A 20294-nucleotide genomic window follows, 5' to 3' on the forward strand; every position below is an offset into this window, starting at 1 on the left:
GACCGGAACGTAGCCGTATGAGCACCACAGCGGCCGACGCCGTCGGCGACGACCGACTCACCACCACCGAATACCGCGAGCGACTGCGCGAACTCCCCCCGAGTGCGAAACTGGTTGCCAAGGTGCTAGAGGGCGAGTCGCCGCTCTCGCAGGGGCAACTCGCCGAGGAGTCGCTGCTCCCCGACCGGACGGTTCGCTACGCACTAAACCGTCTGGAGGAGTCGGATATCGTCGGGTCCCGCTACAGTTTCAAGGACGCCCGAAAGCAGGTCTACTTCCTGCGGACGTAGCTACTCCGCCTCGTTTCTCGACCCGGCACACCACGGACAGAAGGATAGCTCCGGGTCGAGATCCCGTCCACACGACGGACACGAGACGGTCGGGTCCTCGGGATCGGTGCGCATCGTCCCCGCACCGCCCCCGTCACCGCGCCGGGCGACGTAGTACGCGTCGACCGTGTTCAGCGCGAGCAACACCACGACCGGGACGGTTACCTGAAGTGGGAGCGTCGCGAGCGTCGCCGTCTCGGGGTTCGCGAACGAGCCGACGAGGACCAGTCCCGCCCCGAGGACGAGCGAGAACCACGCGAACGCACGCCCCCACTCGCGGAGGTAAGCGTGGCCGGCGCCGCCGATTCCGATCACGGCACCGGCGAGACTGACGACTGCTGCGACGACCGCCCGTCGTTCCGTATCGACCATCCTCCGCCGAACTCCGCACGCCACGCGCTTATACCCTCGGTCGGCCGCTCAGCGCCCGCCGAGTCGCTCGACCAGCGTCGCGAGCGTCGCCAGATCGTACTGTCCGGGCGCCGTCGCCTCGCCGGGATCGACCGGCGCGTACCCGATCTTCGACCCGTAGAGCGGCGCGACCGCCCGGGTGTGGCGGCCGGCCTCGCCCATCGCCATCGTCGCCACCCGGTCGCCGCGGGCCGTCGCCGTGTGCGTCGCGGACAGGACCGCCAGCGCGTCGCCCGGGTCCGTCGCCGTCACTGCCGCCTTGCCCACGTCGCCGTGGTCGGCCGCCGCGGCGAGCAGATCGTCGAGGCGTGATTCCGGGGGCGTCCCCTCGAAGTCGTGGAGCGACGCGACGACGCGGACACCCCGGTCGCGGGCCGCCGACGCCAACGTCGCCCCCGGCGAGTCGCGCAGACTCGATAGCTCCACGTCGATAGCTTCGACCGCGTCGTGGGCGCTCGCCGCCTCCAGTACGTCGAGGCGCTCCCGCTCCGTCCCCTCGGCCTCGCCACCCTCCGTCGGATCGCGGTTCGTCGCGAGGATCGGCAGGTCGCCGTCGTAGTCGTCCAGTGCGGCCAGCGGATCGGCCGCGAGGTCCATCCGGAACTCCACGGCGTCGGCGTGCGGGCGGGCGGCCGGTTCGTCCGAGAGGTCGGCTGTCGCCGCCGCGAGTACGAGCGAGTCGAACTCCATATCTCACCCACCGTCGTCCGCGGTAAAGACGTTCCCGTCGATCGGATCGTGGTCGACGACGTACCGCCGGCCCCCCTCGGTCGCCCGCGTCGTCACGTCGTCGACGGCGTAGAGGCGGATCCGTCGCTCCCGCTTCGTCACGACGCGGAAGTCGTAGTGGTCGGCCTCGTAGCCGCCGTCGCGGTCGGCCATCGCCGCCCGGTGGCGGGCCAGTCGGTCCCGGACACGGCGGCGTGACGCCGTGGGCAGGTCGGTCGTCCGGTCGTCCAGTGTGACGAACAGGTCGCCGTCGAGGTCGTAGCCCAGCGAGTCACGGGCGGCGAGCATGGCCGCGAGCGTCGTCGTCCCCGTCCCGGCGAAGGGGTCGAGGACCCGGTCACCCTGCACCGAGAACATCCTGATCAGTCGGAGCGGAATCTCGACCGGGAAGGCCGCCGAGCGGTCGCGGCGCTCCTCGCTCCCGCCCAACGCCTGTGCCTCCCCCCGAACCTCCCACAGATCGGAGAACCACTCGTTGCGCTCCTCCCAGAAGAATGCGCTCTCGTACCGGCGGTCGTCGCCCGGCGGGAACGAGCGTGTCCCACCCTTCCGGAAGAGGAGGATGTACTCGTGTTCGAGGGTGACGTACGCGTTCGGCGGGAGCGTTCCCGACCCCATGAACTTGGTGAGGCTGTTCGTCGGCTTCCGCCAGAGCACGTCGGGGAGCGGCGTCAGCCCCCTGTCCCGAACGGCGTCGACGATGCGGGCGTGGTTCGGGAACTGCTGGAACCGCCCGCCGATGGATCGGGTGGCGTCGCCGACGTTGATGCAAGCGATCCCCCCCGGTTCGAGTACGCGCTCGATTTCGTCCCAGACGGCGTCCAACTGAGCGTGCATGAGTTCGAAGGCGGCGTCGCCGTCGCCCGCGTCCAGAGCCGCGCGGACGTCCGGGTCCCGACTCGCGAACAGGTCGTCCCAGAGGTCGATCATGGGATACGGGGGCGACGTGACGACGAGGGGAACCGACTCGTCGGCGACGCCGTCCATCGCGGCCGCGTCGCCGACGTGGAGCGCGTGCGTGGTCCGCATCACACCCACTTCCCCACCCGGCGCAAGTATCGGTGTCGGTTGCGGCGTCCGCCGTGGCGGGACGTTCATAGGCACCCGTCCCCTGGCTTCGTCCGTGCCCCCACGCCGCATCGTCTCGCTCGCCCCGGCCGCCACCGCGACGCTCCGCGAACTCGGGGTCGCCGACCGACTCGTCGGCGTCACGAGCCACTGTCGGGCGGAACTGGACGACGTCGACGCGGCGGTCCTCGGCGGGTGGCTGAACCCCGACCTCGACCGTCTCGAATCGCTCGAACCGGACCTCGTCTGTACCGGCGACGCGTTGCAGGCCACGGTGTGCGACGGTATCCGTGACCGCGGCCTCGACGTTCACCACTCGACCGCCACGACGCTCGACGGCGCCATCGAGGGTTTCGTCGCCCTCGGGCGGGCCGTCGGTCGCCCCGAGGCGGGAGCGGACCTGGCCGCCCGGAGTCGCGAGCGACTGGCCCGACTCCGCGACCGGGCGCCGTCCTCGCGGCCGACCGTCTACTGCGAGGAGTGGGCCGACCCCCCGATGGCCGCCGGCAACTGGGTGCCCGAGGTGGTCGCCGCGGCCGGCGGTCGCTACCCCTTCGTCGACCCGGGAGAGCGCTCCCGACGGATCACCCGCGAAGAAGTGGAAGCGGCCGACCCGGATCACGCGGTGCTCCACCTCTGTGGACGAGGTGACGACGTCGACCCCGCGATCATCACCGACCGGGACTGGGCCGTCGACCCGGCGGTCCACGTAGTCGACGACGCCCTGTTGAACCAGCCGAGTCCGAACCTGATCGACGGCGCCGAACGGCTGGCCAACCTGTTTTAGTCCACCGTCTCGGCGTCGTGGTCGGCGTCGGCCGCTCCCGTCTCGTCGACGGCCGCCGTCAGGGAGACGTTGAGCGCGAGCATCGAGACGACGCCGCCGGCGACGGTGACGAGGTTCTTCACGGCGTGGTCGAGGACGGCCGCACCGAAGGCGGTTGCGCCGGTGACTGGCGTCAGTCCCGCGACGAGGAGGGTGAACGCCGCCTCGTAGAGACCGATCCCGCCCGGCGAGAGAGGGAGCACCTTCGCGAGGTTGCCGACGCTCACCGCGAAGAAGCCGACGGCGACGAGCGTCGGCGTCGTCAGCGCCACGTCGAAGGCGGCGAGGACGAGAATCGCCGTCACCACGTCGAGCGCCCAGATGACGAGGCTGCTCGCGCCGATGCGGCCGAAGGCGGCCCGGTCGGCCGCGACGGCCTGTACGTCGCCCACGAACGACTCGAGGACGCCGGCCACGTAGTCGGCGTAGGAGTCGGAACTGACGCCGGTGACGAGCCGACGGATCAGGTTCCCCTCCCGCCGGGCGGAGACGACGATGGCCGCGACGGCCAGGACGGCCGCGGTCGCGACGCCCGCCGCCACCGTCAACGCGACCCGTGCGCTCCGGGGGTCGACCCCGGGGACGCCGCCCGAGAGCGTCGAAATCACCGCGTCCGTCGACCCCGTGAGGACGTAGCCGACGAGGACGGTGCCACCCAGAACCGTGATCGTCAACAGGTCGAACACCCGCTCGACCGCCAGCGAGGCGAAGCCGGTCGGATACGGGATCCCTCGCCGGGCCTTCATCACGTATGCGCGCACGCCGTCGCCCGCGCGGGCCGGGAAGACCAGGTTGCCGGTCTGGCTGATGAACACCGCGCCGGTCAGGAAGCCGAGTCGCTCGCGGTAGCCGAGTTCGGCGAGGATGTCCCGGTAGCGACTCCCCCGGAGCGGCCACGAGAGGAGGTAGACGGCGCCCGCGAGGCCGACCAGTCGGAGGTCCGCGCCCTCCAGTTCCGTCAGGACGGCCTGCGGGTCGAGATACAGCGTCATCAGGGCGAGTGCGAGGACCGTCAGGAGCGCCCCCGCGCCGACGCTCACACGCCGGGTGATTCGGGGACTCACCGACACCTGCCACCAGAGTCGGAGGATCTGACTCCCCATCCCGAACACGTCACGGACCAGATCCACCTTGGTGTCGCCTTTCGGCTCCCACTCGACGGGGAACTCCGCCACCTCCAGTCCCGCCCGCTGGGCGCGGACCAGCAGTTCCGTGTCCCAGAACCAGTGTTCGTCTTCCACGTCTCCGTGGAGGCGTTCGAAGGCGTCGCGGCTCAGCGCCTTGAACCCACACTGGTGGTCGCGGAGCGGGGACCGAAGGAAGAGCCGGACGAGCCCGTTGTAGACGCGGGAGGGGACGCCCCGCTTCGCCGGACGGTCGGCGATCTGTCCGGGCATCCACCGCGACCCGGTCGCCACGTCCGCCTCGCCGGAGCGGACCCGCTCGACCAGTTCTTCGAGGTGGCTCATGTCCGTCGCGAGGTCGGTGTCGAAGTAGACGAGGGTGTCGCCGGCGGCCGCCGAGAAGGCGCGTTCGAGCGCGCCGCCGCGTCCCAGCCGGTCGTCGCTGTGGACGTGGCGGATGCGGGGGTCCGCGTCGGCGAGTCGGTCCGCGATGTCCGGCGTGCGGTCGTCGCAGCCGTCCTCGGCGACGAGAACCTCGAAGGCGCCCGCCGGGAGGAAGGCGCCGAGCGTCGAGAGCGTCGTCTCCACCGTCGCCTCGATGGTCCGCTCCTCGTTGTAGGCGGGGAGGACGACGCTGACCTCGACGCCGACCCGGTCGCCGGAACGATCCATTTGCCGGGGATGGTCGGGCCGTGCTCAAGAACTTTCTGTCTCGTCGGCCTCGGCTTTTTGCCCCCGTAGGCGCGACAACACGCATGAACACGCCGGATGCGACGATCCTGAGTGCGCTCGTCCTGCTGGGACTGCTCACCGCGAGTGCCTTCTTCTCCAGCACCGAAATCGCCGTCTTCTCGCTCCCGGAGAAGTGGCTCACGGAGCGTGTGAGCGCCGGCGACAACCGGGCGGCTATCCTCGCCGATCTCCGGGCCGATCCGCACCGCCTTCTGGTGACCCTGCTCGTGGGCAACAACGTCGTCAACGTCGCCATCTCCAGTATCCTCGCGGTGTTGCTCGCGAATCACTTCCCGGAGGGCGTCGCCGTCGTTCTGACGACCGTCGTGGCCAGCAGCGTCGTCCTCGTGTTCGGCGAGATCCTCCCGAAATCCTACGGGCTGGGCAACGCCGAGGAGTGGTCGCTCCGGGCCGCCCGGCCGGTACGAGTCGTCGAGCGTGCCCTCTTTCCGGTCGTCGCCGTCTTCGACTTCGTCACGCGGCGCGCGGGGGTCGCCCTCGGCGGCGACCCGGACATCGAGGACCCGTACACCGACACGAGCGAAGGAGCGAAGTGAGCGGCCCGCCAAGGGCCCGGCGTGAAAGAGTTCGAGCGCAAGCAGCTCCTCGAACGCGTCAACCGCGAGGGAGCGACGGTGGGCGCGACCATCCCAGAAACCATCGGTGTGCAGGGCGATGAGGTGGACCTCCAGGCGTTCGTCTTCGAGATCAAGCGCCGAGACACGGTGCCGAACGGCGAGCGAGAACGGGTCGAGCGGGCGAAAAAGAACCTCCGTCGGGAGCGACTCCAGCGACTCCAGCGCATCGAGGACGGCGAGGTGAGCTACGCCGAGGGCGAGCGACTGGTCGAGAGCATCATCGGCATCGACCGCGCGCTCAACGCCCTCGAAGGGCTGGGTCCGGCGGACCTCGAACGCGAGGCTGAAGCCCAGGAAGCCGCCGACCGCAAGCGCTGGATGAAGTTCCTGCGGAAGGCACTCGGTCACGAGGACACGGGCCACAGTACCCGGGGACGGCTGTGAGCCGGAACGCCGAGGTGGCCGACCGCTTCGAAGAGATGGCCGACCTGCTGGAGGCGAACGGCGTCGAGTACAAACCCCGGAGCTACCGCCGGGCCGCCGAAAACGTCCGCGAACATCCGGCACCAATCGAGGGGCTGGTCGCGGAGGGACGGGACGCAGTCCAGGGGATCGACGGCGTCGGCGACGCCCTGGCGGAGAAGATCGTCGAGTACGTCGAGACCGGCGACATCGAGGAGCTGACCGACCTGCGCGAGGAGCTCCCCGTCGACATGAAGGCACTGACGAGCGTCGAGGGCGTCGGCCCGAAGACGGTCGGAAAACTCTACGAGGCGCTCGGAATCACGACGCTCGACGAACTGGAGGCCGCGGCCGAGGCGGGGGACGTCCGTGAGGTGTCGGGCTTCGGCGCCACGACCGAATCGAACATACTGGAGCACATTCCGTTCGCCCGGCAAGCCCAGGAGCGGGAACTCCTCGGCGACGCCCGCCCGGTCGCGGAATCGATCCTCGCGCGCCTGTGCGACGCCGACGCCGTCGCCCGCGCCGACGTCGCGGGGTCGCTCCGTCGGTGGCGCGAGACCATCGGCGACGTGGACGTCCTGGTGGCGAGCGAGGAGGCGGCCGCGGCCGTCGACGCCTTCCTCGACTGGGACGCCGTCGACGACGTGATCGAGTCGGGGACGACGAAGGCGAGCGTCCGCGCCCGCGGGATGCGGATCGACTGCCGGGTGGTCGTCCCCGACGAGTTCGGATCGGCGCTCCAGTACTTCACGGGGAGCAAGGACCACAACGTCCACCTGCGCAACCTCGCCATCGAGCGCGACCTGAAGATGAACGAGTACGGGGTGTTCGACGTCAGTAGCGAGGCGCTTCGCCCCTCGAGCAGTCGGACGGAGTCCGACGACGACGTCGAAGGGGGGAAGACGGACGGCCAGCGGGTCGGCCGCCGGATCGGCGGCACGACGGAGGCCGAGATGTACGACGCGCTCGACCTGCCGCCCATCCCCCCCGAACTCCGGGAGGACCGGGGCGAAATCGAGGCAGCCAGGGACGGTCGATTGCCCGACCTCCTCGCCGTCGAGGACGTCCGTGGCGACCTGCACACGCACACCGACTGGTCCGACGGCACCGCGTCGGTCGAGACGATGATCGCCGCGGCGGCCGACCGCGGCGACGACTACCTCGCCATTACGGACCACGCCACCGGTCCGGGGATGGTCGGCGGCGTCGGCCTCGACGACGACGAACTCCGCGAGCAGATGGACGTCGTCGCGGCGGCCGCCGCTGACGCCGACGTCGAGGTGTTCCACGGCGTCGAGGCAAACGTCGACGCCGACGGCGACCTCTCGGTTGGCGCGGACGTCCTCGCGGACCTGGATGTGGTGATCGCCTCGCCACACAGCGGCCTCGGGGAGGACCGCGAGACGGCGACGGAACGGCTCGTCGCGGCCGTCGAACACCCGGAAACGGACGTGCTCGGCCACCCGACCGGCCGCCTCATCAACGACCGTCCGGGGCTCGACCCGGACATCGATCGCCTGGTCTCGGCGGCCGCCGACGCCGACACGGCTCTCGAGGTGAACGCCAATCCCCACCGACTCGACCTGCACGACGAGGCGATCAGGACCGCCGTCGAGGCCGGCGCGACGGTGGCGATCAACACCGACGCCCACGCGGCCGGGGAACTCGACTTCCGGCGCTACGGCGTCCACACCGCCCGTCGCGGCTGGGCCGAACGGGGCGACGTACTCAACGCCCTGTCGGCCGCGGACCTACGGGTCGGTCTGGACTGATGGAGCGTTTCCTGTGTGACGCGATGCTCGGGAAGCTAGCGACGTATCTCCGGATGTGTGGCTACGACACCGCCTACGCCCTCGACCGAGACGTCGAAGCCGACGACGCCGTCCGTGACCTGGCCCGCCGCGAGGGGCGCCGACTGCTCACCCGGGACGCCGACTTAGCCGCCAGTACCGAGGGGGCGATCCGACTCACCGAACGGGGAATCGACGGCCAGTTGCGCGAACTCCGAGCGGCGGGCGTGACGCTTTCACTCCCCGAGACGCCCCAGCGCTGCGGGCGGTGTAACGGACCGCTCGACCCGGTGGCGGCGCACGCGGAGACGCCCGCCGACGTGCCCGACCCCGGAGCGACCGACGTCTGGCGATGCGAGCGGTGTGGTGGGCACTTCTGGAAGGGAAGTCACTGGGACGACGTGCGGCGGCGGCTGGCCTAACGGCCCGTCCAGTCCTCGCAGGCGTCCATGTCGGCCATGACGCCGTCGTGGAAGCCACAGTAGGGCTGGATGCCGCGCTCGGTGCGGACGTACTCGAAGTGTTCGCAGTTGCCACAGTACCGGTCGGCGGCGTCGGTCGCCGCGTCGGTCGCCGCGGTCGATTTCCACGTCTCGGCGGTGTCGCCAACCGACGGCGTCGACGGGGACTGGGGACCGGTCGTCTCCGCTCCCGTAGCGCCGCCCTCGGACGACGAGACGCTCGCCACCTCCCGGATGTCGTCGTCGTCGGCACCGCCGTCGCTCACCTGCGCGCCGACGGTCGGCGTCGGACCGGATGCGCTGCCACCGAGGCCGACGCCGCCACGGGCCGTCGAGCGGTCCACTTCGATCACCTTCGTCTCGCCCTGGCGCGTGACCTCCATCGTGACGGTGCCGCCGGGGTCGTTTCGCGTTTTGAAGTTGGCGATGCCGACGAACAGACACCAGAAGGTGGTGAGAGCGCCGAGGAAGTAGACGCCCGCGGTCGGGAGCGTCAGGTCCACCATGCCGGGCGCGCAGTTGGCGCCGGACCACCGGCAGGGGTAGGCGTGCGCGAAGAGCGCGACGCCGAGGACGGCGACGCTGGCGCCGATTCCCGCGGCGGCACGCGTCGAGCGCTCGGCCGGCAGCACGGCCGAGATGCCGAGGAAGACGGCTGGCACGCCGAGGCCGGCGAGGATGCCGCCGTACTCGCGCACGTCGAGGAGGGTGGTTCCACCGCCCAGTAACACGTCGGTCGTGGCGACGACGATCCCCGCGACCACGAGAGCGATGCCGACGACGAACAGGCTCGCCCCCGCGTAGATCTGCCGGAGACTCGGGCCGCTCCGGTCGTCCCCGTGGTAGACCTCCCCGAGACTGGTCATATCGGGATCAATGCCGCCCACCCACAAAACGCTACGTCAGACGAGCGTCAGCGGGTCGGGAGAGCCCAGGTGGTTCGAAGGGATTAACTCCCGGGACGAAGTAGCTCGTCGCATGGCTGACGAGGCAGAGGATGCGGACGAGGCTGAACCCCAGGTCGAACTCGGCGAGGGCGAACCGGTCGAGGGGGCGCCGCTCGCGCGGGTCGCCTCGCGGCTCACCTGGCCACAGGAAGCGAGCAACGTGCGCCGGAAGGAGGGCGACGCGACGATCCGGACCTCCGACGGGCCACGGACGATCGATTCGGTCCTCGACGACGTCGACGAGACGTACTTCGACACCCGACAGACCTTCCTGTCCGCGGTCCGCTCGGTGATCGGTACGGGACCGGTCGCCACGGCCGAGGAGTGAGGTGAGCCGCCCCCGGTTCTCCTGGGTGCGAACCTCTCTGCTCGCCGGACTCTGTCTCTCCGTTCTCTGGTCACTCTGGAGCGTGCCGTCCACCAGTCTCTCGGCGCGGGTCGTCCGCGACGTGACGCTGTTCGTCTGTCTCCCGGGGGGGCTGGCCATCGCTCGCGGCCGTGATCTGGGGTGGCGCGTCGACCGTCGCGCGCTCCGCAACACCGTCGCCCTCGCCCTGTTCGTCGCGCCCTTCTACGTCGTCGGGGCGTCGCTCCCGACGATCCGGACCTACTACCCGATGTGGGCGACCGACACCGCACTCGTCCAGTTCCTGCCCCACGCCGCTGCGCAGTTCGTCGTCGCCGCCGCCGCCGAGACGTACTACCGCGGGTTGCTCTGTGTCGGTGTGCGCGAACTCGGGTTCAAGAGCGTCTTCATCAGTCCCGTGATTTACGCCTTCCACCACGTCCACAAACCGCCGATCGAACTCCTGCTGTCCGCGCCGACCGACGTGCTCTTCGGTGCCGTCGACTACCGGAGCGAGTCCATCGTCCCCTCGGTGGTCGCCCACGGCTTCGGACTCGCCTTGCTCGACTGGCTGGTGCTCCACCCGCCGCTGATCCCGACGGCGGCGGTCGTGCGGGTGCTCTCGTGGCTACCCGTGCCGCTGTGACCCGACGACGGCGCGGGGCAGGTCGACGACGACGACCGTCCCCCCGTTCCGTCCCTCGTGGATGTCGAATGAGCCACCGGCGTTGCCGACGATCCAGCGCGTGAGCCACAGCCCCAGCCCACTCGAGTGGACGGTCTGCGTCCGCTCCCGGTCGCCGACGAGTAACTCGCGTTCCACCACGGGGATCCCCGGGCCGTCGTCGACGACGCGAATCTCGACTTGCTCGGCGTCGCGTTCGGTGACGACGGCCACGCGCTGTCGGGGGCCCTCGTTGTGGTCGACCGCGTTCTCGATGACGTTCGCGAGCGCCACGACGAGCGTGGGCGTCGCCCGCGCCGTGAGCGAGTCGGGGACGGCCGTGTACCACGCTACGTCGGGGGCGTCGGCGGCGAACTCCGCGACCAGTTCGTCAACGAGGGCCGCCACGTCGACGGGCCGTCGGTCGGGGTCGTTCGCCACCACGCCGTCCGCATCCCGGAGCTGTCGACCGATACCGAGGAGTTCCTCGGCCGCCGTCTCGATCCGATCCACCATGCGAAGGGGGATTCGGTCGGGGTCGAGGGCCCGCCGAAGCTCCGCCGCACAGCCGAGGACGACGTTCATGCGGTTCCGGATGTCGTGGCGCGCGACCCGGTGGAGAACGTCGAGGCGTTCGTTGGTCGTCTCCAGTCGACGCTCGTACTCCTTGCGGTCGGTGATGTCGTGGACGACGCCGATGGCTTCGACCGGATCGCCCTCGTCGCCGAAGGAGAAGTCCGCTCGCTCGCGGACCCACCGCGTCTCACCGTCGACGAGGATGCGGTGTTCGACGTCGTAGGGTTCGCCGTCGAGCGCCGCCTGCCACCGGTCGGTGACGTCTTCCCGGTCGTCGGGGTGGACGGCGGACAGGAACGTCTCGTGGGTCGGCGGTCCGGCGTCCCGTGACCGCCCGAAGATGTCGTACACCATCTCGGACCACCACAGTTCCATCGAGGAGAAGTTTCGGTACCAACTGCCGATGCGGGCGACTTTCTGGGCCTGCGAGAGGTGAGACTGCTGCCGCCGGAGGTCCCGGTGTTCGCGCTTGCGGTCGGTGATCCGCCGGGAGACGATCACGGCCAGATTCCCGTCGGCCGGCGCCACGCGCGCCTCGAACCACTCCGTTCCGGACGGCGCCGCCAGGTCGTACTCGACGGTGCGTTCGGTGCCAGTCTCCAAGACACCCCTCGTCGCCGCGGCGAGCGTCGCGGGAAAGACTCCGTCGACGCATCGCCCCGACAGCGCCGCAGGGGCGTCGGGCAGGTGGGTCGCGGACTGCGGACCGGCCAGGGCCTCCAGAATCCGCCCGTCGGCGTCGACGACGAAGCCCAGATCCGGGAACGCGTCCCGTAGCGCGTCCAGCCGGGCGGCCGACGGCACGTCCGTGGCGTCCCGAACCGCCGCGGCGACCCGCGCCCCGAGGTCGACGTCCGCGGAGCGAGGGACGTAGTCGGTCACCCCCGCCGCGATGGCGTCGCTCGCGGCCGCCTCACTCCCCGACTCGGCGACGATTACGACCGGGAGGGCGGGGAGCCGTTCGCGGACGGCACGGAGCACCGCCACCCCGTCGCCGTCCGGAAGGTCGTGGGCGGTCACGACGCAGTCGACGTCGGCGTCGATCCGGTCGACGGCCGCAGATAGCGTCGACACGGCGACGGTGTCGACCGGACGTCCGTCGATCCGCTCCCCGAGGTCGGCGGCGACGCCGGCCCCGACATCGAGGACGCGGATCCCGTTCATGCCGGGGAGTAGTCACATCTCCAAAATAAACGCTTCCGTCGTCGCCGCACGGCGAGGATCGAGAGGTGCGGCCACGTCACCGGCGGTGCCGACCGACCGCCGCAGGTACGTTTATACAGCTGACAGTTGTGTGTCCGCGTATGTTCCAGCACGTTCTCGTGCCGACGGACGGGAGCAAGGCGGCGAGGCAGGCGATCGAACACGCCATCGATATCGTCTCCGACTCGGGCGGTCGACTCACGCTCCTCTACGTGGTCGACATGGGGGAAGCCGACTTCGTGGCGGTGCCGAGCGACATCGCGGAGACCAAATCGCGCATCCGGGCCAAGGGGGAGGAACTCGTCGGGAAGGGGTGTGACCTGGCCACCGAGGCGGGCGTCGAGTGCGAGACGGCGGTCGTCACCGGTATCCCCGACGAGGAGATCGTCGCCTACGCCGAGGACCACGACGCCGACGTGATCGTCATGGGCAAACACGGAAAGCGCGACCCCGACAAGCCCTTCGTCGGGAACACGGCGCGGCGAGTCGTCCAGGCGTCGTCGATTCCGGTCCAGACGGTGTGAGAGACGGGTACGTCACGGGAGTCATTTATCTCGCCGGAGCGCGTGGGTGCTATCATGTCGCTCCCTATCGACCCCACGGCACTCGACGCGACGGACATCGGCGAACAGCGTGCGACGCTGGAGATGGACCACGAGGAAGCCATCGAACACGTCCGCGAGGCGTTCGAGGAAGCGGGGTTCGGCGTTCCCGTCGAGTTCTCGCCCTCCGAGATGCTCAACGAGAAGGTCGACGCGGATCGGGACCCCTACTACGTGCTCGGGGCGTGCAACCCGGCGGTCGCCGACCGCGCGCTCGACGCCAGCGACGGCCGGATGGGCGCGCTCATGCCCTGTAACGTGGTCGTCTGGGAGGAAGAGCCCGGCCTCCAGACCGTCTACCACGTCAGTATCATGCGTATCGGCCGGCTGGTTGGTCTCACGGCGGACGACGAGGAGATGGAAGACATCGTCGCGACGACGGGGGAACTGGTCGACGCGGCGTTCGAGGCGCTCTAGAAGTCGGCGAGCGTCGACTGGAGGCCGGCGACCATCGCCGACTTGCGCCGGAGGTCGGCGAGCGTGGTGGGCAGGTAGTCGACGACGCCCCGCACCGCGTCGGAAAGCGTCTCGGCGGTTGCGTGTTCGCCCTCGAAGGCGTGGCGGACGCCCTCCCGGACCTGCCAGACGCCCGCCGGCCCCCAGTACTCGTCGGAGACGTGTCGGAGGACCAGACATTTCGCCGTCCGTCCGCGCTCGTCGAGATGTTCGAGGACCGCCAGCCGAGCGGCGTGGTACGCGCCCGCCGTCTCCTCGACGTAGCCGGTTCGGCCCTCGTATCCCTCACGGTCGGCCGCCAGCCACATGCCCGCCTCGGGATCGGGGTTCCAGACGCTACCCGGCGCCTTCAGTTCGACGAGTTCGTACTCCCACTGCCCGGGCGCGAGGATCACCCAGTAGGCGTTGCCGAGGAACTCGTTGCGGTGGATCTCTACCTCGTTCACGCTCTTCGTGTCGCGGAGTGACCCGCGCAGGAACTGCCCGACGGTGTCGTCGACGGCGGTGATCGACCACCGCGTCGGGACGAGTCGGCGGTTCTCGCTCCGCCCAAGCGCCCCCGCCGAGAGGATAGTGTTCACCTCGTACACGTCGAACCCGCGTCGATAGAGGTAGTTGATGGCTCCCTCCGCGCGCCAGTCGTCGTCCTCCAGGGTCTTCTCCACCGCGCGGGGGACGTGTGGATTCTCGCCGAGGTGAGCCGACCGGGCGGGGGCGCTGGGACCGGTCGGCGTCGAGACGCCGTCGGCGTCGAAGTCGACGGTCGGGTCGTCGTCCAATCCGATCTCGACGTCGACCGGCCGATCGGCGAGGGCCACCTCGCGGCCGACGCCGACGAAGCCGTCCCAGGTGTCCGAGACGTCCACCGGCGACGAGCGCCGGGAGTTGAGGAGACTCGTCCGCCGACGGAACACCTCCGTCAGGTCGACCCCCTCCTCGTACCACTCGCCGCTGGTGGCAAAGCGGGCGGCGTCGTCCTCGTTGCCGACGGGCGAGAGGATACCCGTCGACACCTCGGGGTAGTTCGACCGGCCGACGAAGATAGAGGGCGACACGCTGCCGACCACCGAGTCGCCGGAGACGGTTCGCTCGACGCGGTCGGCGACCGATTCGACGTGGTCGAGGATGGCGTAGGACTTCTCCTTCGCGAGGCGCCGTCGCTCGGCGCGTTCGTTGGCCTCGATGTCGATGAAGTCGTCGAGGCGCATGGGTGGCGTCGCTAACGGGCGACGTGGCTTGAGAGTACTGGTTGTCGGTGCGGCCGTGAGCGGTCACGGGGTCGCACCGCTCTCCGTCTACGACCGCCGCCGCTAACTGTGGATGCCCATCGCCTCGATCTGTTCCTGATACCGGTTGCGGATGGTGACCTCGGTCACCTGAGCGACGTCGGCCACCTCGCGCTGGGTCTTCTTCTCGTTGCAGAGCAGGGAGGCGGCGTAGATGGCCGCGGCGGCGTAGCCGGTCGGCGACTTGCCGGACAGCAGGCCCTTCTCGGCGGTCGTCTCGATGATCTCGTTCGCCTTCGACTGTACCTCCTCGCTCAGTTCGAGTTCCGAGCAGAAGCGCGGGACGTACTTCTTCGGGTCGACGGGCTTCATCTCCAGCCCGAGTTCCTGGGAGATGTAGCGGTAGGTCCGACCGATCTCCTTGCGCTCGACCCGCGACACCTCCGAAATCTCCTCGAGGGAGCGGGGGATACCCTCCTTTCGACAGGCGGCGTAGAGCGCGGCGGTGGCGACGCCCTCGATGGAGCGGCCGCGGATGAGGTCCTCGTTGAGCGCGCGCCGATAGATGACCGACGCCACCTCCCGGACCGAGCGCGGAACCCCGAGCGCGGAGGCCATCCGGTCGATTTCCGAGAGCGCGAACTGGAGGTTGCGCTCGCCCGCGTCCTTGGTTCGGATGCGCTCTTGCCACTTCCGCAGGCGGTGCATCTGCGAACGCTTCCGCGAGGAGATAGAGCGTCCGTAAGCGTCCTTGTCCTTCCAGTCGATGGTCGTCGTCAGCCCCTTGTCGTGCATCGTCTGGGTGGTCGGGGCGCCTACCCGCGATTTCTCCTGCCGTTCCTGGTGGTTGAACGCCCGCCACTCCGGCCCGGGATCGATCTGTTCCTCCTCGATAATGAGTCCGGTTTCTTCGTGGATCAGTTCGCCGTCGGCCGTCCTGACGAGGTCCTCCGGATCGAGGTCGTCGAGGTCGACGTCGGCGTCCTCGGTTTCCCCCTCCTCCTCGCCCTGCCATCGCGTCCGGTCGTCCCGCTGGCGGGTGGGCCGTGTCATCGCGTTTTTATAGTCGTAGTTGGCGGTTACTTAAATCCTTGGCCGGAAGGGGAATCGCGGCCGACCGCCGGCCACGGGCCGGCCGACGAGACGCGGACGTGCCGGCTCGGCCGTCACTCCCCGGCGTATCGGTCGAGGACGGACGGCCGACACCGAAGGAGCGTCGACAGGTGGTCGGCGCCCTCGTAGACGGTGAGGTCGGCGGTCGGGAGTCGGTCACGCAGACGGCGCGCGCCCGCGACCGGGGCGTTCGCGTCCCGACCACCGTGCCGGAGGTGGACCGGCGCGTCGACGTCGTCGAGGGGCAGGTCCCACTCCCGGGCGAGCAGGGTGAACTCGGTGACTGCGCCGCGTCGGTGGTCGGTGAGGGCGGTCACGAAGTCTCGGTGGACGCGTTCGGCGACGCCCGGGGACAGGTCGTTCGGGTCCGTCGTCGTCGTGTACTGCGAGACGACGACTCGCGGGGGGAGCCGGTCGACGATCCACGCCTGCACGCCGAGCAGGCCGCGGAGGAACCGGGGAGAGGAACCGGCGAGAGCCGTCAGGAGTCGCTGTGGAGCCGGGAGGCGGGACTCCAGCGACGGGGGCGGCGCCCCGGCGACCACGTCGACGGCGTCGACGCGGTCGGGGTGGGTCGCCGCGAGGGCGAGGGCGTGGGGACCGCCGCCGGAGAAGCCGACGACTCCGGCCGTCTCGACGCCGACGTCGTCGAGGACGGGCGTGACGAACGCGCCGGTGTCGGCGAGGGTCCGCGTCGGCCACGGCGTCGAGCGAGCGTATCCGGGACGGTCGAGGGCGACGAGGCGGACCCCCGCCCGCTCCGCCGCCGCGGCCAGGAGGCCGCCGAGGACGTGTGATCCCGGCGTCCCGTGGAGGAACAGAACCGGCACACCCTCGGGGTCGCCGTACTCGGCGTACGAGACGCGTCGACCGGCGGCCGTCGAGACGGTCCGCGGGGCACCTGTGTCGTCGGGGACCATGGACGGGGGTGGACGAACGGGGCAAAAATAGGTGGCGGAACGGTCGACTGCGGGAGTCGCCGTGCCCGCGGCGGAACGAACGGCCTTTGAGTCGGTCGCTCGAAGTGCGGCCGATGCCGACCATCGACTGTGATCCCGACGAGGCGCGACGGCGGCTGGATTCGGCCGGCGTCGACGTCGAGGCGGGAAACACGGACCACGAACGCTGGCGGGCGGAACGCGGCGACGCGGTGGCTGTCGCCTACGACGACAGCGTCGTCGTCCAGGGCGCACGACCCACGGACCTGACCGCGCTCCTCTCGGACGCGGGCGGGCGAGCACACGTCTACTTCGACGGGGCGAGCCGCGGCAACCCGGGGCCGGCCGCCGTCGGGTGGGTCATCGTCTCCGGCGACGGCATCGTCGACGAGGGGAGCGAGACCATCGGCGAGACGACGAACAACCGCGCGGAGTACGAGGCGCTGATTCGCGCCCTGAACGTCGCTCGCGACCACGGCTTCGACGAGGTGGACGTGCGCGGCGACTCGGAACTGATCGTCAAGCAGGTGCGCGGGGAGTGGAACGCGAACGACCCCGGCCTCCGGGAGCGACGGGTGACGGTCCGGGAGTTGCTCGACGGGTTCGACCGCTGGTCGCTGGAACACGTTCCGCGGGAGATAAACGACCGGGCCGACCGACTGGCGAACGAGGCTCTCGACGATGACTGACCTGCCACGGGACCTCCAGCAGGAGGCCGAACGACTCACGCGCCTGGCCCGCCGAGCGGTCGACGAGAACGAGGCGGCGGCCTACGAACGTGACCGGGACGACCGCCTCGCCGCGTACGACTACACCGCACGCGTCCGCGAGGCCGACGACACGCTCGTACTCCACCCGGCCGAGTGGGTGGACGGGGACACGGCGCAGCTGAATCGCATCGAGGACACCGACCGCGCAGTGGAAATTTCGCTGTCCGGGAGCGGCGACGCGGGGGAGTGGGAGGCGGTGGAAGCCCACAACGCCGACGTGGTGGAGCGGGTCCACGAGCGCGTGGGCGAGGTTCACGCGAGCAACGCTCGCGCGTTCGCCGACTTCATGGGCAACCACTACGCCCGCCGCGTGGAGACGGCGACGCCGGCGGAGCTACGGGAGTTTCTGACGGAGTACTACCCGCGAAACGCGTGGCCGAGCGACGAGCAACGAGCCGTAGTCGAGCAGTCGCTCGAACACGTCTTCGCGGTGACGGAAACGGAGCCGCCCGAATTCAGTGCTGCGCGTCGATGAGGTTCCGAACGTCGCTGGCTCGGTCGTCGTCCGTGACGAACTTCGAGAGGACCCAGTCGAGTCGGGTGAGGACCGCCTCGTGGCCCTCGTCGGTCAGTTCGTACTGATTCGTCCGCTTGTCGAGTTCACTCTTTTCGACGAGGTTCATCTCGACGAGGTTGTCGAGGTTGGGGTACAGGCGTCCGTGGTTCACTTCGGTCCCGTAGTAGTCCTCGAGTTGGCGTTTGATCGCCAGACCGTACATCGGTTCCTCGGAGAGGATGACGAGGATGTTGTGCTGGAACGCGGTCAGATCGCGCACGATGCCGGGGCTGCTGCTTACCGCTTGTGCCTCTGACATACTAAAAAACATGTCACGGGGATATTTAACCCTTCTCAACTCGATCTTGAACGTGAGAATCAGCGCCTAGGGCGCCCGAATCCGACGTTACCGAAGTCGGACATATCGCTGATCGTACCAGTTTGCACCCGTCCGCGTGGGACGACGACTGCCCGGTCGTCGTCGGCCGAGTGTTTTGCCCGGGGAGACACGGGCGACCCGAGGGAACGTACACCTCGAGTCGGCCGTTCGTGTCATTTTGAGTCAGGGACGGGCGTTCATGTACTTTTTCATTCGTATTCCCGTGGTCCGTCCCGAAAGGCCTATTTGGCGGTTCTGCCGTCTTTGGACTATGGTGAACCTGTGGAAAGACCTCGAACCCGGCCCGAATCCGCCAGAGACGATCACCGCCGTCGTCGAGTGTCTCAAGGGCGAACGTAACAAGTACGAGTACGACAAGGACGTCCCCGGCGTCGTCCTCGACCGGGTGCTCCACAGCAACGTCCACTACCCGAGCGACTACGGGTTCATTCCCCAGTCGTACTACGACGACGAGGACCCCTTCGACGTCCTCGTCCTCGTTGAGGACCAGACGTTCCCCGGCTGTATCGTCGAGGCGCGTCCCATCGCCCTCATGAAGATGGACGACGACGGCGAACAGGACGACAAGGTCATCGCCGTCCCGACCGAGGACCCCCGGTTCGACCACTTCCAGGATCTCGGCGACATCCCCCAGCAGACCATCGACGAGATCGACGAGTTCTTCTCGACCTACAAAAACCTCGAGGAGGGCAAGGAAGTCGAGACGCTCGGCTGGGAGGACAAGGCGGCCGCGAAAGACGCCATCGAACACGCCCTCGACCTCTACGACGAGAAGTTCGCCTGAACGGGCGCCATTCCCGTCGGTTATCCGCTCGGCTCGCCCCATGTGTTATGCGCATGGGTAATCTTTTCTGCGTGACGCCCCTGGCTTCTCGCATGGTCGACACCGACACCCACCCCGGACTCAGTCACCCGACCGTCGTCCCGGCGAACTACGACGCCGACGAGCGATCGGACGCGCCGTACGGACGGTCGCCGGGTGCCACGCGGGGGGAGCGACGTCGAGGGGACGGCGCCGGGCGGTAGTCCCGGCGGCGGTGACGGGGACCGCACCCCTTTTTGTCGGCGCCGCTGTTACTGAACGACAATGGCTCAGTGCGACGAGTGCGGCAGCCACGAGAACCTGCCGTACCAGTGTCGGCGCTGTGGCGGGACGTTCTGTGCGGAACACCGCCTCCCGGAGAACCACGACTGTCCCGGATTGGACGAGTGGAACGACCCGTCCGGCGTGTTCGACAGCGGCTTCGACGGCGGCGTCCAGTCGGAGAACGAGCGCAGCGGGGGACTCCTCGATAGGCTCCCCGGTCTCGGCGGCTCGCTGACCGGCACCGGCGGCGTGCTCGGCTACTTCAGAGGCAACGTCGCGTACCTGTTCCTCGCGCTTATGTGGATCACGTTCGCCCTGCAGTTGATCGTCGGCGCTCTGGCCGGCCGGGCGGCGATGGAGACGCTCTTCGTCCTCCGGTCGGATCACCTCCTGTACGTCTGGACGTGGATCACCTCCATCTTCGCCCACGGTGGTCTGTATCACATCGCCGGCAACAGCATCGTGCTGTACTTTTTCGGCCCACTCGTCGAGCGATACACCGGCTCGAAGCGCTTCGCGGCCCTGTTCCTCGTCAGCGGTGTCCTCGCCGGCCTGGGCTTTGTCGGGGCCAGTATCGTCCTCGGCTCGGTCGGTCCAACGGGCGTGAGCGTCGTCGGGGCGAGTGGCGCCATCTTCGCCGTTCTCGGCGTCCTCACCGTCCTCAATCCCGGCCTGCGGATCTACCTCTACTTCATCATTCCCATCCCGCTCTGGCTGTTCACGGCCGGCTTCGCGGTCATCTCCGTGCTCTTTTTCCTCTCCCCGCAGTCCGCCTCGTCGGTGGGACAGGGCAACGTCGCCCACCTCGCGCATCTGATCGGCTTGGTGATCGGACTGGCGTACGGCAAGCGGATCAAGCAGCCCCGGCGGGTGCCCGACCGTCTGAGCTTCGGCGGCGGCCGCGGGCCGGGGGGACCGGGCGGCCCCGGTGGTCCCGGCGGCCCCGGACGGCGGTGA

The 20294-nt window shown here is 69.3% G+C and carries 25 protein-coding genes; 15 read left to right on the plus strand and 10 right to left on the minus strand.

Annotated features, from left to right (window positions below; genetic code table 11):
- The first annotated feature begins 17 nt into the window (after nt 1–17).
- Complete coding sequence (locus V8686_RS15150; RefSeq protein WP_379705709.1) at nt 18–290, plus strand: winged helix-turn-helix transcriptional regulator; 273 nt, start codon at nt 18–20, stop codon at nt 288–290.
- Here the strand turns inward: V8686_RS15150 and V8686_RS15155 are convergent, their stop codons facing one another.
- From V8686_RS15155 to V8686_RS15165, 3 genes are read right to left on the minus strand one after another with little or no spacing between them, the layout of a single operon-like run.
- Complete coding sequence (locus V8686_RS15155) at nt 291–701, minus strand: DUF7575 domain-containing protein (RefSeq protein ID WP_379705712.1); 411 nt, start codon at nt 699–701, stop codon at nt 291–293.
- A gap of 48 nt (nt 702–749) precedes the next feature.
- Complete coding sequence (locus V8686_RS15160; protein WP_379705715.1) at nt 750–1430, minus strand: type I 3-dehydroquinate dehydratase; 681 nt, start codon at nt 1428–1430, stop codon at nt 750–752.
- Between the two features lie 3 nt (nt 1431–1433).
- On the minus strand, nt 1434–2498 hold the full coding sequence (locus V8686_RS15165; protein ID WP_379705718.1) for a DNA-methyltransferase: 1065 nt from the start codon (nt 2496–2498) through the stop codon (nt 1434–1436).
- Nucleotides 2499–2592: 94 nt separating this feature from the next.
- Here V8686_RS15165 and V8686_RS15170 point away from each other — a divergent pair, with 94 nt between their 5' ends.
- A complete protein-coding gene (locus V8686_RS15170; RefSeq protein WP_379705720.1) occupies nt 2593–3324 on the plus strand; it encodes a cobalamin-binding protein in 732 nt (243 codons plus the stop codon).
- Here V8686_RS15170 and V8686_RS15175 read toward each other — a convergent pair.
- A complete protein-coding gene (locus V8686_RS15175; protein WP_379705723.1) occupies nt 3321–5159 on the minus strand; it encodes a flippase-like domain-containing protein in 1839 nt (612 codons plus the stop codon). The genes V8686_RS15170 and V8686_RS15175 overlap by 4 nt on opposite strands.
- Nucleotides 5160–5242: 83 nt before the next feature.
- Between V8686_RS15175 and V8686_RS15180 the strand changes: the two genes are divergently transcribed.
- Genes V8686_RS15180 through V8686_RS15195 form a run of 4 tightly spaced genes read left to right on the plus strand, consistent with a single transcriptional unit; the run spans nt 5243 to nt 8474 of the window.
- A complete protein-coding gene (locus tag V8686_RS15180) occupies nt 5243–5776 on the plus strand; it encodes a DUF21 domain-containing protein (RefSeq protein WP_379705725.1) in 534 nt (177 codons plus the stop codon).
- A 21-nt stretch (nt 5777–5797) separates the two neighbouring features.
- On the plus strand, nt 5798–6241 hold the full coding sequence (locus V8686_RS15185; protein ID WP_379705728.1) for a DUF5788 family protein: 444 nt from the start codon (nt 5798–5800) through the stop codon (nt 6239–6241).
- A complete protein-coding gene (gene polX / locus V8686_RS15190; RefSeq protein WP_379705731.1) occupies nt 6238–8034 on the plus strand; it encodes a DNA polymerase/3'-5' exonuclease PolX in 1797 nt (598 codons plus the stop codon). The genes V8686_RS15185 and polX overlap by 4 nt, the downstream gene beginning before the upstream one ends.
- Nucleotides 8034–8474: a Mut7-C RNAse domain-containing protein gene (locus V8686_RS15195; RefSeq protein WP_379705734.1), complete on the plus strand. Its 441-nt coding sequence runs from the start codon at nt 8034–8036 to the stop codon at nt 8472–8474. Before polX ends, V8686_RS15195 begins: the two co-directional genes overlap by 1 nt.
- On the opposite strand, the gene V8686_RS15200 is transcribed toward V8686_RS15195, so the two are convergent.
- Nucleotides 8471–9379 (minus strand): DUF7139 domain-containing protein, encoded by a 909-nt coding sequence (locus V8686_RS15200; RefSeq protein ID WP_379705737.1) that lies wholly within the window; start codon nt 9377–9379, stop codon nt 8471–8473. The genes V8686_RS15195 and V8686_RS15200 overlap by 4 nt on opposite strands.
- Before the next feature lie 112 nt (nt 9380–9491).
- Here V8686_RS15200 and V8686_RS15205 point away from each other — a divergent pair, with 112 nt between their 5' ends.
- Together V8686_RS15205 and V8686_RS15210 are read left to right on the plus strand one after the other, a co-directional pair.
- Nucleotides 9492–9788: a DUF5789 family protein gene (locus V8686_RS15205; protein WP_379705740.1), complete on the plus strand. Its 297-nt coding sequence runs from the start codon at nt 9492–9494 to the stop codon at nt 9786–9788.
- A 25-nt stretch (nt 9789–9813) separates the two neighbouring features.
- A complete protein-coding gene (locus tag V8686_RS15210; protein ID WP_379706640.1) occupies nt 9814–10452 on the plus strand; it encodes a CPBP family intramembrane glutamic endopeptidase in 639 nt (212 codons plus the stop codon).
- On the opposite strand, the gene V8686_RS15215 is transcribed toward V8686_RS15210, so the two are convergent.
- Nucleotides 10435–12210 carry a PAS domain-containing sensor histidine kinase gene (locus tag V8686_RS15215; protein ID WP_379705743.1) on the minus strand — a complete coding sequence of 592 codons (1776 nt, stop codon included), beginning with the start codon at nt 12208–12210 and terminating at the stop codon, nt 10435–10437. The two genes, V8686_RS15210 and V8686_RS15215, sit on opposite strands and share 18 nt — an antisense overlap.
- Before the next feature lie 140 nt (nt 12211–12350).
- Between V8686_RS15215 and V8686_RS15220 the strand changes: the two genes are divergently transcribed.
- Together V8686_RS15220 and V8686_RS15225 are read left to right on the plus strand one after the other, a co-directional pair.
- On the plus strand, nt 12351–12773 hold the full coding sequence (locus V8686_RS15220; RefSeq protein WP_379705746.1) for a universal stress protein: 423 nt from the start codon (nt 12351–12353) through the stop codon (nt 12771–12773).
- 54 nt (nt 12774–12827) lie between these two features.
- On the plus strand, nt 12828–13268 hold the full coding sequence (locus V8686_RS15225; RefSeq protein WP_379705749.1) for a DUF302 domain-containing protein: 441 nt from the start codon (nt 12828–12830) through the stop codon (nt 13266–13268).
- Here the strand turns inward: V8686_RS15225 and nreA are convergent.
- From nreA to V8686_RS15240, 3 genes are all read right to left on the minus strand, one after another.
- On the minus strand, nt 13265–14515 hold the full coding sequence (gene nreA, locus V8686_RS15230) for a DNA repair protein NreA (RefSeq protein ID WP_379705752.1): 1251 nt from the start codon (nt 14513–14515) through the stop codon (nt 13265–13267). The genes V8686_RS15225 and nreA overlap by 4 nt on opposite strands.
- 102 nt (nt 14516–14617) lie before the next feature.
- Nucleotides 14618–15586 carry a transcription initiation factor IIB gene (locus V8686_RS15235; protein WP_379705755.1) on the minus strand — a complete coding sequence of 323 codons (969 nt, stop codon included), beginning with the start codon at nt 15584–15586 and terminating at the stop codon, nt 14618–14620.
- A 113-nt stretch (nt 15587–15699) separates the two neighbouring features.
- Nucleotides 15700–16566: an alpha/beta fold hydrolase gene (locus tag V8686_RS15240; protein ID WP_379705758.1), complete on the minus strand. Its 867-nt coding sequence runs from the start codon at nt 16564–16566 to the stop codon at nt 15700–15702.
- Between the two features lie 113 nt (nt 16567–16679).
- On the opposite strand from V8686_RS15240, the gene rnhA reads away from it, so the two are divergent.
- Both rnhA and V8686_RS15250 read left to right on the plus strand, forming a co-directional pair.
- Nucleotides 16680–17273, plus strand: a complete 594-nt coding sequence (gene rnhA, locus V8686_RS15245; protein ID WP_379705760.1) for a ribonuclease HI — start codon at nt 16680–16682, stop codon at nt 17271–17273.
- Nucleotides 17266–17829: a DUF7108 family protein gene (locus V8686_RS15250; RefSeq protein ID WP_379705762.1), complete on the plus strand. Its 564-nt coding sequence runs from the start codon at nt 17266–17268 to the stop codon at nt 17827–17829. Before rnhA ends, V8686_RS15250 begins: the two co-directional genes overlap by 8 nt.
- On the opposite strand, the gene V8686_RS15255 is transcribed toward V8686_RS15250, so the two are convergent.
- Complete coding sequence (locus V8686_RS15255) at nt 17810–18169, minus strand: PadR family transcriptional regulator (RefSeq protein ID WP_379705765.1); 360 nt, start codon at nt 18167–18169, stop codon at nt 17810–17812. The genes V8686_RS15250 and V8686_RS15255 overlap by 20 nt on opposite strands.
- Nucleotides 18170–18500: 331 nt before the next feature.
- Here V8686_RS15255 and V8686_RS15260 point away from each other — a divergent pair, with 331 nt between their 5' ends.
- The 3 genes from V8686_RS15260 (at nt 18501) to V8686_RS15270 (ending at nt 20294) form a co-directional block, all read left to right on the plus strand.
- Nucleotides 18501–19034 (plus strand): inorganic diphosphatase, encoded by a 534-nt coding sequence (locus V8686_RS15260; RefSeq protein ID WP_379705768.1) that lies wholly within the window; start codon nt 18501–18503, stop codon nt 19032–19034.
- A 92-nt stretch (nt 19035–19126) separates the two neighbouring features.
- Entirely contained in the window at nt 19127–19276 is a 150-nt protein-coding gene (locus V8686_RS15265; protein WP_379705771.1) for a hypothetical protein, read from the plus strand.
- A gap of 61 nt (nt 19277–19337) precedes the next feature.
- A complete protein-coding gene (locus tag V8686_RS15270) occupies nt 19338–20294 on the plus strand; it encodes a rhomboid family intramembrane serine protease (RefSeq protein WP_379705774.1) in 957 nt (318 codons plus the stop codon).

The organism is Haloplanus litoreus, from assembly GCF_045690335.1.
In the GTDB taxonomy this organism is placed as follows: Archaea; Halobacteriota; Halobacteria; order Halobacteriales; family Haloferacaceae; genus Haloplanus; species Haloplanus litoreus.

Excerpts from the sequence above, each read along its gene's own strand:
- V8686_RS15150 (WP_379705709.1), top strand. The coding sequence starts at position 18 with ATGAGCACCACAGCGGCCGACGCCGTCGGCGACGACCGACTCACCACC.
- V8686_RS15155 (WP_379705712.1), bottom strand. The coding sequence starts at position 701 with ATGGTCGATACGGAACGACGGGCGGTCGTCGCAGCAGTCGTCAGTCTC.
- V8686_RS15160 (WP_379705715.1), bottom strand. The coding sequence starts at position 1,430 with ATGGAGTTCGACTCGCTCGTACTCGCGGCGGCGACAGCCGACCTCTCG.
- V8686_RS15165 (WP_379705718.1), bottom strand. The coding sequence starts at position 2,498 with ATGCGGACCACGCACGCGCTCCACGTCGGCGACGCGGCCGCGATGGAC.
- V8686_RS15175 (WP_379705723.1), bottom strand. The coding sequence starts at position 5,159 with ATGGATCGTTCCGGCGACCGGGTCGGCGTCGAGGTCAGCGTCGTCCTC.
- V8686_RS15180 (WP_379705725.1), top strand. The coding sequence starts at position 5,243 with ATGAACACGCCGGATGCGACGATCCTGAGTGCGCTCGTCCTGCTGGGA.
- V8686_RS15195 (WP_379705734.1), top strand. The coding sequence starts at position 8,034 with ATGGAGCGTTTCCTGTGTGACGCGATGCTCGGGAAGCTAGCGACGTAT.
- V8686_RS15200 (WP_379705737.1), bottom strand. The coding sequence starts at position 9,379 with ATGACCAGTCTCGGGGAGGTCTACCACGGGGACGACCGGAGCGGCCCG.
- V8686_RS15205 (WP_379705740.1), top strand. The coding sequence starts at position 9,492 with ATGGCTGACGAGGCAGAGGATGCGGACGAGGCTGAACCCCAGGTCGAA.
- V8686_RS15215 (WP_379705743.1), bottom strand. The coding sequence starts at position 12,210 with ATGAACGGGATCCGCGTCCTCGATGTCGGGGCCGGCGTCGCCGCCGAC.
- V8686_RS15220 (WP_379705746.1), top strand. The coding sequence starts at position 12,351 with ATGTTCCAGCACGTTCTCGTGCCGACGGACGGGAGCAAGGCGGCGAGG.
- V8686_RS15225 (WP_379705749.1), top strand. The coding sequence starts at position 12,828 with ATGTCGCTCCCTATCGACCCCACGGCACTCGACGCGACGGACATCGGC.
- nreA (WP_379705752.1), bottom strand. The coding sequence starts at position 14,515 with ATGCGCCTCGACGACTTCATCGACATCGAGGCCAACGAACGCGCCGAG.
- V8686_RS15235 (WP_379705755.1), bottom strand. The coding sequence starts at position 15,586 with ATGACACGGCCCACCCGCCAGCGGGACGACCGGACGCGATGGCAGGGC.
- V8686_RS15240 (WP_379705758.1), bottom strand. The coding sequence starts at position 16,566 with ATGGTCCCCGACGACACAGGTGCCCCGCGGACCGTCTCGACGGCCGCC.
- rnhA (WP_379705760.1), top strand. The coding sequence starts at position 16,680 with ATGCCGACCATCGACTGTGATCCCGACGAGGCGCGACGGCGGCTGGAT.
- V8686_RS15250 (WP_379705762.1), top strand. The coding sequence starts at position 17,266 with ATGACTGACCTGCCACGGGACCTCCAGCAGGAGGCCGAACGACTCACG.
- V8686_RS15255 (WP_379705765.1), bottom strand. The coding sequence starts at position 18,169 with ATGTCAGAGGCACAAGCGGTAAGCAGCAGCCCCGGCATCGTGCGCGAT.
- V8686_RS15260 (WP_379705768.1), top strand. The coding sequence starts at position 18,501 with ATGGTGAACCTGTGGAAAGACCTCGAACCCGGCCCGAATCCGCCAGAG.
- V8686_RS15265 (WP_379705771.1), top strand. The coding sequence starts at position 19,127 with ATGGTCGACACCGACACCCACCCCGGACTCAGTCACCCGACCGTCGTC.
- V8686_RS15270 (WP_379705774.1), top strand. The coding sequence starts at position 19,338 with ATGGCTCAGTGCGACGAGTGCGGCAGCCACGAGAACCTGCCGTACCAG.